Source organism: Pyxidicoccus sp. M15 (assembly GCF_056858435.1).
Map to the genome: position 1 here is coordinate 7,882,240 of NZ_CM166495.1, position 13,408 is coordinate 7,895,647.

The following is a 13,408-nucleotide window of genomic DNA, read 5'->3' on the forward strand; positions in this document are numbered from 1 at the left end:
GCTTGACTTGTGCGGTGGCAGCACCGTCACCGGAAAGCGCTGAGAGCGCGGCAGTTCCGGCCGCTCCTGCGTCTCCGTGATACACGGCCAGCTATCGACCGGTGCCCCAGGACGAAAGCACGAGCTGCCTCGCCGGCCTCCGTCCTGAACCGGCCTTGCGCGTCCTACGGCGGCGACCAGCGCCCGGACGTACGTCGCATTGGCCAGCGGAGGACGGCCTGTCCTCGTGGCGTCCTTCATCCCCGGCAGCCCGTCACGTCGCCAGCGGTGGCGGCACTCGTACACCGTGCGGACTCCCACCCCCAGTGGGCGGGCGATGAGGACCGCCCCTTTCTGGCATCAAGCCTCGACTTGGCAGGTAGTGCACGTTTCTCCCGCCTGGTGAGATAGGCTTGGAGGATTGCTGTCCCCCAGGACTCCAACCCGGTTCCGGATATCGGATGGAGGCCCCACAGATGGAGCGACTCCATGGTCTCCTACAATGTCGGTAGGCTCTTCAGTGAAATCGAGCGCGCTGTGAAGTCGGACGTCCCCGTCACGGAAGGACTCCTGCACGTCATTCAATTCTGCGAAACCGCACGCCCTCACCCGGACTGGTCCGCTCTTCGTTCGCTGGACATTGAGGGCGATCTCCAACAGCTCCAGCGGTGGCTCGAAACCGTCATGCGGTCCATGCCACCTCCAGCTCCGGTGACGGGGCTGTGGTTCGGCCTCTTCAACCCGGTCGTGCAGGACCGCGTTACCGCGGACCTCCATCTCATCGGGGCACCCTACAGTGCGAAAGACCCCGACTGGCTCTTCAGGCAGCGCTGGGGCGATGACACGCCCGACGCGAGCTCTACCGTCCTTGATGCCATCTATCGCGTGGCCTACGGGCGCGAGAACGGCCTTGGGAACGACGCCGAATACCCCTTGTGCCTGGCGTACGGCGCGCTCGCTGTCAGGCACCTCGCAAAGCTCATGGGGCCGACGCTCCTTGGGGATGCCGCCCAGCGAGTCCTCCATGTCGGCTTCGACTCCGGCGACTTCCTCTGCATCGGTGCAGTCCAGAGAACGGGGCTGATTTTCTCTCGAAGCCGCGAAGTGATGACTTGATGCTCGCGCGCCCTGCCCCACGCATCGAGGAAGGCGCGTCGGCGCCTTCATCCCGCGCTGTCACCGGACCTCGGCGAGAACGAGATGCTCGTACGGCGCGAGCGGCTCGTCGGCGAGCCCGTGGGGCGTGAGAAAGCGCTCACGGAGCATCCGCGGGGTTGGCTGGTCCAGGACGCGGTAGCCGGCCGTCGTGAGAAACGGAGGGACCGCGGAGGGAGTGATTCCCCACCGAAGGGGCTCGCCCGCGAATCGGAGTCCAAACCGGATGGCCCGCCCGAGCAGACTCCCAGCGAAGAGCAGCCGAGGCTGGCCTTCCTCGTCCGCATCCATGGAGCTGAAGGCGAGCCGGCTTCCAGGGCCGGTGCAGGCGCGCACCTGGGCGAAGAACGCGGAGACCTGCGCGGGCGCCAGATACATGAGGAGCCCCTCGGCCACGACGACGCTCCGGACGTCCGCGCGCCAGCCCGCCTCCCCCAGGAGCACCTCCAGCGGCTTCGTCGCGAGGTCCGCCGCGAGGACGACGTGGTTCGTACACGCGAGCCCTCCACGCAGGATGCCCGCGCGCTTGGGCTCCGCCGTGGCCGGCGCATCGACCTCGACGCACTTCACGCCCGGGTGACGACGGGCCACGCTCACGGCCAGGGGATCGAACCCGGCGCCGACCACGAGCACCTGGCGCGCTCCCTCGGCGATGGCCTGCTCGACGACCTCATGCATCCAGCGCTTGCGCACCCCGAACCAGAGGAGCTGCCCCCGCCCGAGGAGCCCTTCGGTGGCTTCATAGAACCGCACCGTCAGGCGTGTTCGCTGCAGCTCGACGTGCAGTCGCCGGACCGCACCGGAGGCTCGCAGGATGGTCTCTGCCGCTGACGCCGCGCCCGGGGGCAGCACGGGCGCGAGCCGGGGCACGGAGTCGAGCAGCAGCATGAAGCCAGCAATCTTCGTCGCGGTGCGGCTGGGGCGTTCGCTCGGCATGGGGCTCATCTTTCCGCGCCGCGCGCAGCCAGGTCCACGGGGCGCTTCACGGGAACCCGCCGGCGCACCTTGGGCACATTTCCCCGGGACGAGGGCTGCGCGGTCCTCGGGCGGGAAGTCAGGTTTCTTGCAGCCCCGGTCTGGGGCTCGAGTCCAGGCCGTGTGGTCCGGGAGAGTGCCAGGCCGCCCTTCCGGCCAGGGAACTGCGCCAAGGAGGTCGCTCCGGAAGGAACAAGGGCTCACGAACCCCGGTTTCCCCCTATCGAAGCCCTTTGCGGCGGGGCGTCCCTGTCCCGCTATACGGGCGTCACTTTGCGGCCAGGTAGCTCACTCGGTCCGTACAGAATCTGTACAAACCTGCCCCAAAGAACGGGGCGAGCGCTGACAAGCGGCAAGGCATCACGCCAGGATCTCGATTCCGACCAAGACTCCATCCTGGTCGAAGTCGAGCACCACATCGGGGCCCGTGTAGGAACCCAGGAGTTCGGCCAGCCTGAGCGACTTCGACATCTTGCAGGTTTCACCGGGGTGGCTCGGGAGGCGCAAATAGGCCACGTCCTGATCGTCCTCGGAGACTCGCAGCTCGAAGCGCCCGAGCGTCTTCTTGGAATCCGTCTGCCCCATTACGGCCTCCACTGCAAAACGGTCTTCAGCTTCAATACACCATCCCTGAACTGATAGACGACCGCACCTCCTCGGCCAAAACCAGGAACGATGACACGGTCCACGTGGGCCGTGTCTCGAATGGTTCCGGTCGGAAGCCCCGACTTCTCGATCTGCCGGCCGAACTCCTGCAAGGCCGCGCGGGCATCCTGCACGCTTGAGAAACCAGCCCGTTCAACCGCACGTTCCGCCGCGTGCGGCATGTTGCTGTTGACCACCCTGTCGACGTGAATATCCGATGCGCCTCTTGTCAACTCACCTGAGGCAGGCTCGTTGTCTTGGCCACCTCCGGCCGACATCGCGACCGCATTGGGGGCGAGGGTGATGGTGACGGTCGCGGCACTCACGACCACCGTCTCTACCTCCCCCACTGCCGCGAGGCTGATTCCTAGCTGCGTCTCCGCCTGCGCCGCCGCCTGCATCGCGCCGGGCAGCGTCGGCACCTTCGCCCCCAACCCCGTCGCCGTGTTGCCGAGAGCCACCGTGGCCAGCATGGCGAACGCACGCGCCGCGTTGCGGCCCATCACCTTGCCGTAGCGCTCCCCCGCCTCGCGCAGCTCGTTGAACGAGGCGGCCCGGTCCGCCTCGTCCATCAGCCGCTTGAAACCCACGACGAGGCCCCAGAAGGTGTCAACGCCCACGTAGGAGATGAGTGTGGCGGTCATCGCCGCCGCGAGACCCTTCGAGACCGTCACGTCGGGAATGGAGAGGAGGACCATGTACGTCGTCCAGGTCCAGAGAACGGCCGCCACCATGGCGTGTGGATCGGCCATGTCCTTGAACGCTTCCAGCATCTCGTCGAGCACGGCGCCCTTGGCCAGGGCCAGGGCCAGAGCGAAACGGCCGTCCTCGTTGACGACGGGGCTCTCCACCAGCAGGCGCAGACAGTCGCCCGTCCTCCCGGTGCGCTCGCACCAGCGCAGATAGGTCCGCGTCAATTCCGCCTCCGCTTCTAGCGCCTCGGACGCCAGTGCGGAGCCCTCCAGTGGAGTCATACGGTGGGTGCGCGGGTCGAAGAGGTATGCACCGCTGCGGGCGTCCACGCCGAAGAGCTGCCGAGCCGCCCCCTGCGGGTTGGCCGAGGGCCGCCTCTCCCGCGCCAGTCGAGCTACGGCTTCCTTGAACTCGCGCCGCTCCAACTCCACCGGCTCGGCCTCGTCACTGCTTGGCTTGAAGACGAGCGGAGGACCCCGGGCCGTCTCCAGGCGCACCACGCGCCCCGAGGCGCAGCCTGTCACCAAGGCCAGCAGCACCAGCACCAGCACCACGGCACGATGCACTTTCAAGAAGCCCCCCAGCGGGAAAGGGCGTCATGCTCGGGGGCGCGGCAGGGCAGCGGCCAGAACCCACCGACAGGGGCAGCCGCCAAGACCCATGGGGTCCTCGGCCATCGTGAGCACCTCCTCCTCGCGGCGTCGTACCAGCCGTTCAGAACCTGCTTGAGGTCGTGGAGCCGGAGGCCCCGCGGGTCCTTCTCGAAGAGCGCCTCCGCCCACTGCGCGAGGTGGTTCCGGACGTTCGTCCAGTCACGTTCCGTCCGGCCCTGGCGCCTGAGGTGTTCGAGCCACCGCCCCACCCGCTCGGGGTCCATGTAGACAGGCGAGGCTCCGTCCTGCCCGTCGGCGGTCAACAGGCGGTCCTGGCATGGGGCGGGTGTCGGTGAGCCCTGCCACCAGGGAAGCCTCACTCGCGGTCAGGAACATTTGAGACCTGCCGTAAGGGACAAGGGGGGCTCGATCGCAGGTTCCCCCCTATCGAAGCCCCTTGCAGCGGCGTCCCTGTCCCGCTATACGGGCGTCACTTTGCGGCCAGGTAGCTCACCTGGTTAGAGCGGCGGTCTCATAATCCGCAGGTAGTCGGTTCAAGTCCGACCCTGGCCACAGGTAACCCCCGGTTCTCCTTGGAGAATCGGGGGTTTTCTTTTTCCGGGCCCCTCACAGGTTCCGCTGCAGCCGCTCCTGGGCCTTCACGATGGCCGCGGTCCGCGTCGTCACCTCCAGCTTGGCGAACACGTTCCGCAGGTGCCACTTGGTCGTGGAGAGCGCCACGTTGGAGCGCTCGCTGATCTCCTGGTTGCTCAGCCCCTGCGCGAGCAGCTTGAGCATCTGGAGCTCGCGCTCGGTGAGGGGCTCCAGGGGCGCACTGGGAGGCGCCGCGAACTCGGCCGGCGCGCTGTCCCCGGCCGACAGCAGGTCCTGGAACCGCTCGGTGTACCGGGCGGGCATCGCGTAGCTCAGCTTCCGCTGGGTGGCGGCCGCGACGATGACCTCCTGCAGGCCCGGCGTCTCGTCGAACACGCTGCGCCCGAAGCCGAACCGCTGCACCAGCGCGAAGCCCCGGTTCAGCGCGGCGAAGGCCGCCGGCGCATCTCCGGCCCGCCAGTGGCACACCGCAATCGCCGCCAGCAGCGCCGTCTCCCGGGACACGTAGCCCACGTCGTGCGCGCTGGCGCGCAGCGTCTCCAGAATCGCGTGTGCCTTGCCGTGCCGCCCACGCGCCATCAGCACCCAGGCCTGCGCCAGCCCGAGCCGCTCCCATGTCTCCTCGTAGAAGCGCTTCTCGCTCCACTCCCCCCGCCGCATCCGCTCGCCCAGCTCGAACTCCTGCGCGACGACTCGCATGCGCGCGGGCGACTGCTCCACCAGGAAGAGGCGGATCTTCTCGCCGCAGACGTGCGCGAGGAAGCGCGTCTGGTGACTCACCTCGAGGACGCTGTGGAGGTAGTCCAGGAGCCGGTAGGCCTCCGCGTACTTCCCGCGAATCGTCTTGATGCGGGCCAGCATGAAGTATGCGAGCGAGAAGGTCTCGAACACGGGCGCCTGCGACAACAGCGGAAGCACCTCGACGCAGAGCGCCTCGGCCTCGTCGAGCCGGTTCTGCTCGTAGCGGGCGTTGGCCAGCGCCGTCGCCGCGTTCACCCACACCGGGTTGCGCCTTCCGCGGCTCGCGCGCGCGAAGGACTCCTCGCATCGCTCCGCCGCGTCCTTCATCTTCCCCTGCGCCCGGTCCGCCAGCGCGACGAGGGAGTCCGTGTAGCCCACCAGGAAGGGATTGTTGAGCCCCTGCAGCGTCTCCCGCGCGCTCAGCGCGAGCCGGCGCATCGCATCGAACCGGTTCATCCGGAGCGCCTGGTACGCCTTCGCCGCCAGCACCGCTCCCGCCATGAAGACGTCCGGCTCCTCGGAGCCCGGTGACGCGTCCAGCTCGACGCCGGAGCCCGAGGCCGAGTCCGACAGGACGGCGTGGAGCAGCACGAGGTGGGCGAGCCGCTTCGACAGCCGCTCACGCTCCGGGTCGGACTTCTCGTGCGCCGTCTCGAGGCGGTGCTGCGCGTCCTGCAGCGCCGACGTCGCATGCGCGAAGCGACGGGACAGGATGAGACACGCGATGTGTCCCACGCAGAGGGCCGGCGAGCGGATGACCTCCTCCGCCGTCAGCTTCGCCGTCCAGTGGAGCACGGAGGCAATCTCCCCCTCGCGCATCCACGCCTCCACGCAGCGCGCGGTGAGCTCGAGACACCAGCCCCGGTCTCCCGAGGCGAACGCGTGCGTCAGCGCCTCGTCCGGCAATTGATGCTCGGCGAACCACGCGCTCGCCGCGCGGTGCAGCCGGGGGACGCGGTCTCCGAAGTCGCACGCGAGCTGGGCTCGCAGCACGTCGAGGAACAGCGGATGGTAGCGATACCACTGGTGCTCGGTGTCGAGCGGCTGGATGAACAGCTGCGCCCGCTCCAGGTTCGCCAGCAGCGCCGGGCCGTGGGTGATGCCCAGCAGCGCGTTGCACAGCTCCCCGTTGACGTGCTCCACCACCGAGCTGAGCACCAGGAACTCGCGCACCTCGTCGGCCTGCTCGCGCAGCACCGCGTCCGCGAGGTACCTCGCCACGTCGTGGTTGGAGCCGATGGCCTTCCGCAGCGCATCGCTCACGCTCGCGTGCTCGCCCGCAGACAGCAGCGCCAGCTTCACTCCCGCCACCCACCCTTCCGTGCGCGAGCGCAGGTAGTCCACGTCCTCCGCCGTGAGCGCGGCCCCACACATGCGCTGGCCCAGCTCGCGGATGGCCTCGCCGTCCAGGCTCAAGTCACGCGCGTCGAGCGTCACGAGCTGCTCGGTGAGCTTCAGCTTCGCCAGGTCCAGCTCGGGCAGGTGTCGCGACGAGACGACCCAGTGCACGTGCGGCGGTGAGTGGTCGAGCAGGTAGGAGAAGGCCCGCACCAGCGAGCGCTCGCGCAGCACGTGGAAGTCGTCCAGCACCACGACGAGCTCGCGTCCCAGGTTCCACAGGCTCCGCAGGAGGACGGACGTCGCGTGGTCCGGCTCGCTCGCGCTGTACGCGTCGAAGTCCGGAGCGGCCCGGCGAATCGCCCCGACCAGGTACGAGAAGAACCGCTCGGGCACGTTGTCCTGCTCGTCGAGCGACAGCCACGCGAGCAGGTGCGACGCGCGGGCGTCCCGGCACCACTGCGTCAGCAGCGTCGTCTTGCCCGAGCCGAGCGGCGCCGTCACCAGCACCAGCTTGCCGCTGATGCCCTGGTCGATTCTCCGCAGCGCGGCGCTGCGCGTCACCAGCACGGACGCCGTCTGCGGCGGGGAGAGCTTCGTCGGCAGCAGATGCGAGTGCAGCTCACCCGAGGTGGGGGCCGGCTCCTCCCCCGCGCCCGCCGTCTCTGACGCTGACGCACGGCGGCTCCCTGCTGCGTTTCGAAGGCTCGGCATTCGCACGTTCCCCTTCGGCCGGTTGCGTCACCAAGTAGACACGGAAGACGCGCTAATCAGCCCTGGCCAGAATGCGGAGACCACACCGTGAGTGTCGTGAAGTCCACACCGCGACGCGTCACGCACCGGTAAACCCGCGTCCTCACGGTAACCGTCTCACCCCAGCGGCATGCGACGCGGCGTGTCAGCAGTCCTTCGCGCGGAGGGAGGGGCGTTTCCCCTCCCTTCGGTGGGGGCGATGTCGCGGGACCCGCTGGTAATTCCGGGACTGCAACGCTTCCCCGTCCCGAGGAGGTCCATATGGTGGGTACCCAGCAAGTGGGCGCGAGCAGGAGCCGCTGGCGCGCTCGCGCTGTTTCATTGTGCGTCGCGGTGTCGTTGTTGACGGCCTTCACCGCCGCCGCCCAATCGCCCTCGTTCATCGAGTTCGACAGCGCGCACGTCCGCCCGATGGCCCTCTCTCCGGACGGGACGAAGCTGTTCGCCGTCAACACGCCGGACAACCGTCTGGAGGTCTTCTCGGTGAGCAGCGCCGGGCTCACGCTCACCGCCGAGGTGCCGGTGGGCCTGGAGCCCGTCTCCGTCGCCGTGCGCAGCAACACGGAGGTCTGGGTGGTCAACCACCTCTCGGACAGCATCAGCGTGGTGAGCCTGAGCGGCACACCTCGCGTGGTGCGCACCCTGCTCGTAGGCGATGAGCCGCGCGACATCGTCTTCGCCGGCACCAACGGCTACGCGTTCATCACCACCGCGCACCGCGGCCAGCACCGCACGGACGCGTCCATCGCCAGCGTCCCCGGCGCGGGAGACCCGAAGCTCACCACGGCCAGTGTGGGCCGCGCGGACGTCTGGGTCTTCAACCCCGCCGCCCTGGGGACGACGCTCGGCGGCACGCCCCTGCGCATCGTCACGCTCTTCGGCGACACGCCGCGCGGCCTGGCCGTCAGCCCGGACAAGAAGACCGTCTACGCGGCCATCGCCCAGTCCGGCAACCAGACGACCACCGTCAACCTGGAAGGCGTCTGCGACGGCTTCAACGAGTCGGGCTTCTGTCTCGTCTTCCCCGACACCTTCCCCTGGGGGAACAACCTCGTCCCGGGCGGCCTGCCCGGACCGTCCACGAACATCGAGGGCAAGAAGGCGCCGGAGACCGGCCTCATCGTCAAGTGGAACGCCTCCGCCGGGCAGTGGCAGGACACGCTTGGCCGCAACTTCAACAACAGCGTGCGCCTGCGGCTGCCGGACAAGGACGTCTTCGCCATCGACGCGGACCGTCTGACGGAGACGGCCTTCTACACGGGCGTGGGCACCACCATCTTCAACCTCGCCACCAACCCGAGGTCGGGCGCCATCTATGCGTCCAACAGCGACGCCAACAACCTGGTCCGCTTCGAGGGCCCGGGTGAGTTCGGTGGCAGCACGGTGCAGGGCAACCTCGCGAAGATGCGCATCACCGTCATCTCCGGTGGCGCCGTCTCCCCGCGCCACCTCAACAAGCACATCGACTACTCGAAGCTGGCCGGGAAGCCCGGCTTCGACCCCACCGCGAGGAACCACAGCCTCTCCACGCCGACGGAGATGGTCGTCTCCTCGGACGGCACGAAGCTGTACGTGGCCGCGTTCAGCTCCAGCAAGGTCGGCGTCTTCGACACGGCCGCGCTGGAGAGCAACACCTTCGACCCGCGCACCGCGAGCGCCAACTACATCCCCGTCAGCGGCGGCGGCCCCAGCGGCCTCGTGCTGGACGAGGCGCGCAACCGCCTCTACGTGATGACCCGCTTCGACAACGCGGTGAAGGTCATCGACCTCGCCACCCGGGGACAGGTGGCCTCGGCGCCGCTGTACAACCCGGAGCCCGCCTCCGTCGTGCAGGGCCGCCCGTTCCTCTACGACGCCACCTTCTCGTCGGCCAACGGTGAGTCGTCCTGCGCCAGCTGCCACATCTTCGGCGACAAGGACGAGCTCGCTTGGGACCTGGGCAACCCGGATGACGTCGTGACGTCCAACCCCATCGAGAAGCGGCTCGCGAGCAGCCTCGAGATTGGCCTGTTCCGCGCGTTCACCGGTCACCCGGGCTCGGATGTCAACGGCACCGGCGACCAGAACTCCTTCCACCCGATGAAGGGCCCCATGACGACGCAGACCCTTCGCGGGATGACGCACCAGGGCGCCATGCACTGGCGTGGGGACCGCGCGAACGGCTTCTTCGGCGCCGACGCGTACGACGAGGAGCTGTCGTTCAAGAACTTCATCGTGGCCTTCGAGGGGCTGCTGGGCCGCGCATCCATGCCGACCGAGGCGGAGATGGACAAGTTCACCGCCTTCCAGCTCCAGGTGCAGCTGCCGCCGAGCCCCGTCCGCCGGCTGGACAACTCGCTCACCGCCTCACAGCAGGCCGGCAAGGACTTCTACTTCGGCAGCCGCCGCGTGGATGGCATCGCGATTGGCGCCGACAACGGCTTCAACTGCAACGGCTGCCATACCATCGACGGGGCGCAGGGCTTCTTCGGCACGGACGGCAAGGCGAGCTTCGAGGGCATCACCCAGATCGTGAAGATTCCCCACGTGCGGAACATGTACACGAAGGTCGGCATGTTCGGCTTCCCGGACAACAGCTTCTTCACGCACCCCGAGTCGGGGCAGATGGGAGACCAGATTCGCGGCTTCGGCTTCACGAACGACGGCGCGGTGGACACGCTGTTCCGCTTCTTCAGCGCCGTCGTGTTCACCAACACCAGCATCGGTGGACCGCTGGTGGGCTTCCAGAGCGACACCCAGCGCCGCAACGTGGAGGACTTCATGCTGGCGGCCGATACCGACCTGGCGCCCATCGTCGGCCAGCAGATCACCCTCACGAACACCAACGCCTCCGCCGTCGGTGCGCGCATCGACCTGCTGATTGCCCGCGCCCGGGCGCCGTTCGCGTCGAAGATCCTCGGCGGCTCGACGTACGAGGCCGACCTGGTCGCGAAGGTGGCGGTGGCCGGCCGGGTGAAGGGCTTCCTGTATGACCGCGCCACGGGGACGTGGAAGCCGGACGACGGCGCCGCGAACCTCACCACCACGGCCCTGCGCGCGCTGGCGAACACGGCGGGCCAGGAGGTGACGTTCACCGCCGTTCCGCCAGGCTCCGGTATGCGCATCGCCATCGACCGGAACCTGGACGGCAGGCTCGACGGCCGGTAGCCGGCACGCGCCACATCCCTCTGAGCACCCTGCCCCGTCCCCGGCTGCTTTCCGGGGGCGGGGTTTGTCTTCAGTCCTCCGCCGCGCAGACCCCGTCCAGCGCGGAGCCCGAAGCCCCGGCGCAGGTGCCGCTCTCGCAGTCCCTGTCCGTGAAGCACACCTCACCGTCCGCGCGCGGCTTCACGCACGTCCCGTACCGGTCCCCCGGGGTGAAGTGGCTGGAGCACGTCAGTGCCTCCTCGCACTCCGCCGCCACCGTGCACTCCTCGCCTTCGCCGCGCAGCGGGTAGTCACAGATGCCTCGGGGCGCCGGGCCGTCGTCCCCGCTGGGGAAGCTGCACACCAGGTCCTCCGGGCACGCCGTCCGCGCGTCACACGCATCTCCCAGCCCCTGGGCACACCCCAGGTTCAACGCCCCCACACACAGCCACGACATCACCATCCGGCGCATCACAGCGAGGCCTCCAGGGCGAGCACCGCGGAACGGCCCGGCTCATCCACGCCGGAGCCATGGGTGCGGTACGTCGCATCGAACAGGTTCTGCAGGGTGAGCGCCGCCGACAGGTGCCTGCCCAGCTTCGCCCCCGCCCTCGCGCTGAAGACGATGAAGCCCGGCGTGCGCGCGCAGTCCGGCACCTCCGCGCAGGTGCGGATGTCCAGCAGGTCCGCCGCGGAGAAGGCATCCTGCGCCAGCGCCCAGCGCGCGGACCCCTCCAGGAAGAACACCTTCCCCGGCTCCCACGTCGCACGCACCAGCCCGTTGAGCGGCGGTGTGCGGGACAGCGGCTCGAGGATGAGCGGCTCGCCCTCCGCCGTGAGGTCCCTGCGCTTCTGCTGCGTGTGCGTGTACGTGGCGTGCGTCGCCAGCGTCACCGACGGCAGCACCTTCACGGACACCGCCGCCTCCAGCGCGTGGATGACCGCCCGCTCGCGGTTCTGCCGCGTGAGGTACGGCAACCCGTCCGGGTTGAGCTCCTGCCCGTCCAGCAGCGTCGGGACATTGCCCACCAGCCCGTCCACCACCGTGAATGCATAGAAGACCTGCGCGCCCACCGGCCCCCGGTCCACGCGCGTGCCCACCTCTGCCGTATAGGACTGCTCGGGGTGCAAATCCCTTCCAGGAACGAGGTAGCCCGGGCCCTCCGCGCCCAGCCGCAGGTAGTCGTCGATGTTCGGCGCCCGGAACCCGGAGCCCAGGTTGAGCAGCACCGAGACGCCCTCCGCCACCCGCTGCCGCACGCCCAGCTCACCGGCCAGGCCCATCGCGCGCTGCGTGGTGGCGGGCAGCACCGGCAGCGGCACGCTCGCGTCGGGGAACAGCGCCGCGAGCCGCCCGTCCTCGGGCAGCGACACGCTGTGCAGCTGCGCCCGCAGGCCCGCGTGGTACGAGAACGGCCGCGCCACATCGCTCGACAGCAGGCCGAAGACTCCGGCCGCCAGCGCGGTGGGCGTCCCCGGGTAGCGCGCGTCCTCCGGCCGGGGCGAGAAGTCCAGCTCGGGCCCGGACAGCGCGCTGCGTCCGAAGGAGCTCGATGCCTTGTCGTGGAAGACCTCCACGCCGAAGAGGGGCACCGGTGTGCCGGGCAGCGCGGACACCGGCGGCGCCTCGCCCTCCGCGCGCACGCCCACCGTCCACACCTTCACGTCGTCCCGCTCCAGCCTGTCGCGCGACACGCGGAAGCGGTCCACCTGCTCTCCCTGCCGCGTCACGCTGACTTCCACCGCGCCGCGCCGCAGCCAGCCCGTACCCGTCTGCTCCAGCCGCGCGTGCCCGAAGTCGCGCACCTGGTCGCTGAAGCGCCGGAAGTCTCCCGGCACCGAGCGGTCCAACCTCGGCGCGTCCGACTGCCGCACGCCCTGGTACTGGAGGTACAGCTGGAGCCCCGGCCGCAGGCGCTGGCGCACCTTCAGCGCCGCATCCCCCTCCTGGTAGCCCGTGTAGCGCTGCACACCCACGCGGTCTCCGCCGCGCAAGTCGTTGAAGTCGCGCAGCGAGAAGGCACCGGCCACCGCCGTGTCCTGGAGCGACACGCCCGCGCGCACGTGTCCCTGGAGGCTCGTGTCCGCGCTGCCCGCCATCGCTCGCACGGCGCCAATGGGCTCGGCCTCCGACGCGAAGCGCGGCCAGAAGGTGCGCACGTTGACGACGCCGCCCAGCGCGTCCGAGCCGTACAGCACCGAGCCCGGCCCTCGCACCACCTCCAATTGCTCCACGAGGAACGGGTCCACCGTGTTGAGGTACTGGTTGGGCCCCGAGCGCACCGTGCCGTTGTTCAGCCGCACGCCGTCCACCAGCAGCAACACGTGCTGCCCGTACAGGCCGCGGATGATGGGCGCGCCGCCGCCGTGGTTCGTCTTCTGGAGGAAGACGCCCTCCGCCTCGAAGAGCGCCTCGGGCGTGGTGCGCGCGGGCCGGTGCGACAAATCCTCGCGCGTCACCACCGACATGGCGCGCGGCTGGCTGTCCGTCGACTGGGGACTCCGCGTGGCCGTCACCACCGTCCGGGGAATCACGGGCTCCACGCCCGCCTCCGGCTCCAAGGCCCCCTCCTGCGCGGGAGGGGTGCCGGGGAGCGGCTCCGCCGCGGGGGACTGTTGTGCGAGGGCCGAGGCAAGGGGCGCGCCGGACAGGGCACAGCACGCCATCAGGACGAAGGAACGAAGATGCATGGAGGAGGCGAGAGTCTCCTACAGCGGTTCCTCACGAGGAAAGAGGCCGCTGTCGCTCCCGCGCCCTGTCCGCCCTCCGACGCTTTTTTTGACGGAAGTCCGGA

At 69.3% G+C, this 13,408-nt stretch carries 8 protein-coding genes and 1 tRNA gene; 3 read left to right on the forward strand and 6 right to left on the reverse strand.

Annotated features, from left to right (window positions below; all coding sequences use genetic code 11):
- The first annotated feature begins 468 nt into the window (after positions 1-468).
- Positions 469-1,095 (forward strand): hypothetical protein, encoded by a 627-nt coding sequence (locus ACX9TP_RS29005; protein WP_482973877.1) that lies wholly within the window; start codon positions 469-471, stop codon positions 1,093-1,095.
- 60 nt (positions 1,096-1,155) lie between these two features.
- On the opposite strand, the gene ACX9TP_RS29010 is transcribed toward ACX9TP_RS29005, so the two are convergent.
- From ACX9TP_RS29010 to sitA5, 3 genes are all read right to left on the reverse strand, one after another.
- Positions 1,156-2,070, reverse strand: a complete 915-nt coding sequence (locus ACX9TP_RS29010) for a class I SAM-dependent methyltransferase (RefSeq protein WP_482973878.1) — start codon at positions 2,068-2,070, stop codon at positions 1,156-1,158.
- A 399-nt stretch (positions 2,071-2,469) separates the two neighbouring features.
- A complete protein-coding gene (locus tag ACX9TP_RS29015) occupies positions 2,470-2,694 on the reverse strand; it encodes a DUF2283 domain-containing protein (RefSeq protein WP_482973879.1) in 225 nt (74 codons plus the stop codon).
- On the reverse strand, positions 2,694-4,019 hold the full coding sequence (gene sitA5 / locus ACX9TP_RS29020) for a SitA5 family polymorphic toxin (protein ID WP_482973880.1): 1,326 nt from the start codon (positions 4,017-4,019) through the stop codon (positions 2,694-2,696). Before sitA5 ends, ACX9TP_RS29015 begins: the two co-directional genes overlap by 1 nt.
- Before the next feature lie 520 nt (positions 4,020-4,539).
- Here sitA5 and ACX9TP_RS29025 point away from each other — a divergent pair.
- Positions 4,540-4,613: transfer RNA gene (locus ACX9TP_RS29025), tRNA-Ile, on the forward strand.
- 54 nt (positions 4,614-4,667) lie between these two features.
- Here the strand turns inward: ACX9TP_RS29025 and ACX9TP_RS29030 are convergent.
- The gene (locus tag ACX9TP_RS29030) at positions 4,668-7,448 is read right to left on the reverse strand and encodes a winged helix-turn-helix domain-containing protein (protein WP_482973881.1); all 2,781 of its coding nucleotides are present in this window, start codon (positions 7,446-7,448) and stop codon (positions 4,668-4,670) included.
- Between the two features lie 300 nt (positions 7,449-7,748).
- On the opposite strand from ACX9TP_RS29030, the gene ACX9TP_RS29035 reads away from it, so the two are divergent.
- On the forward strand, positions 7,749-10,634 hold the full coding sequence (locus ACX9TP_RS29035) for a YncE family protein (RefSeq protein WP_482973882.1): 2,886 nt from the start codon (positions 7,749-7,751) through the stop codon (positions 10,632-10,634).
- Between the two features lie 70 nt (positions 10,635-10,704).
- Here the strand turns inward: ACX9TP_RS29035 and ACX9TP_RS29040 are convergent, their stop codons facing one another.
- Both ACX9TP_RS29040 and ACX9TP_RS29045 read right to left on the reverse strand, forming a co-directional pair.
- Positions 10,705-11,085 carry a hypothetical protein gene (locus tag ACX9TP_RS29040; protein WP_482973883.1) on the reverse strand — a complete coding sequence of 127 codons (381 nt, stop codon included), beginning with the start codon at positions 11,083-11,085 and terminating at the stop codon, positions 10,705-10,707.
- Positions 11,085-13,304 carry a TonB-dependent receptor plug domain-containing protein gene (locus ACX9TP_RS29045; RefSeq protein ID WP_482973884.1) on the reverse strand — a complete coding sequence of 740 codons (2,220 nt, stop codon included), beginning with the start codon at positions 13,302-13,304 and terminating at the stop codon, positions 11,085-11,087. The genes ACX9TP_RS29040 and ACX9TP_RS29045 overlap by 1 nt, the downstream gene beginning before the upstream one ends.
- Between the last annotated feature and the right edge of the window lie 104 nt (positions 13,305-13,408).